Source organism: Corallococcus sp. AB049A (assembly GCF_003668885.1).
Taxonomy (GTDB): domain Bacteria; phylum Myxococcota; class Myxococcia; order Myxococcales; family Myxococcaceae; genus Corallococcus; species Corallococcus interemptor.
Genome location: NZ_RAWL01000788.1, coordinates 1 through 1,511 on the forward strand (window position 1 = coordinate 1; position 1,511 = coordinate 1,511).

The following is a 1,511-nucleotide window of genomic DNA, read 5'->3' on the forward strand; positions in this document are numbered from 1 at the left end:
ACGCCACGAGCCCGCCCACCACCGCCGCGCCGTAGAGCCGGGGCAACAGCCCCGAGGGCAGGCCCACCGGCCCCACCATGGAGCGCAGCTTGCGGCGCAGGAGCGTGGTCTCCACCCAGGCCACGATGCCGCTGGACAGGGTGAGGAACGCCGCGCCCAGCTCCCGGGGCAGGCCCAGGCGCTCCGGCAGCCACAGGGCCAGGAACCAGGCCTTCACGGTGCCCAGGGCCACGCGCACGATGGCGTAGCGCAGCGGCGTCTTCGGATCCTTCAGCGCATAGAAGGCGGAGGCGTAGAGCCGGCCCACGGTGGAGGCCACCAGCCCCACCGCCGCGCCCATCAGGAGGTACCAGAGGTAGCGCGAGTCCGAGGCCCCGAAGCGGCCCGTCTGCAGCAGCGCGCCGCTCACCAGGTCGCCCAGGAAGAGGAGCGCGGCGGCGGACGGCACCACCCAGAAGGCGATGCGGCGCGAGCCCGCGTCGATGCGGCTTCGCAGCTTCTCGTGCGCCTGGGCCTCCCCTTCCGCCGTGGCGCGCGCCATCTCCGGCAGTTCCGCGGCGGACACCGCCATGCCGAAGAGGCTCACCGGGATGAGGTAGATGGTCTGCGCGTAGAGGAGCGAGGACAGCGCGCGGTTGGAGATGAGCGACGCGAAGGCGGTGTCCACCCACGCGCTGAACTGCACCACGCCGCGCCCCAGCACCACCGGGCCGAAGTTCTTCAGCACCTGGCGCACCGAGGCGCTGGCCAGCGACAGCACCGGGCGGAAGTGGCCCAACAGGCGCATCACCGTGGGCACCTGCACCGCGAACTGGAGGAAGCTGCCCAGCACGACGCCGTAGGCCAGCCACTCCGTCAGGGCCTCCTCCGCGGCGCGGCCCCCGGACGTGCCCTGCCAGTTGCCCACCACCAGCAGCGTGGCGATGATCACGACGTTCCACACCACGGGCGCCAGGTACGACAGGAGGAAGCGCCGGTGGCTGTTGAGGATGCCCAGGCACCACGCGCTCAAGACGAGGAAGCCCGTGCCCGGAAAGAGGATGCGCACCAGCCGCACGGCCAGGTCGCGCTCGCCGCCCTCGAAGCCCGGGGCGATGAGGTCCACGAACAGCGGCGTGGCCAGCATGCCCAGCGCCACCATCACGCCCGTGGCCAGGGCCAGCAGGCCGAACACCGCGCCCGCGACCCGGTCCGCCTCGTCCGCGTCCTTCTTGCCCAGGAGCTGGGCATAGACGGGGATGAAGGAGCCGGACAGCACGCCTTCGCCAAAGAGGTTCTGGAGGAAGTTGGGGATGCGCAGCGCGGCCTTGAAGACGGCGGCGGCCTCCGCGTTGCCGAGGTAATGCGCGAAGACGCGCTCGCGCACGAGCCCCATCAGCCGCGACGCCAGGATGCCAATGCCCACCAGCATCGCGCCCCGTCCTCCCGCGCTGCGTTCAGGGATGGACGGTGAAGGGGCGGCCGGGGAGCCGGACGGAGGAGGCGAGACGGGTGCGGGGGCGGTCACGAAG

At 72.1% G+C, this 1,511-nt stretch carries 1 protein-coding gene; it reads right to left on the reverse strand.

Annotation, left to right across the window (positions count from 1 at the left end; all coding sequences use genetic code 11):
• A partial coding sequence (gene murJ, locus D7X55_RS39380; protein WP_233610367.1) for a murein biosynthesis integral membrane protein MurJ occupies positions 1–1,411 on the reverse strand: 1,411 nt, incomplete at its 3' end.
• Positions 1,412–1,511 lie beyond the last annotated feature (100 nt).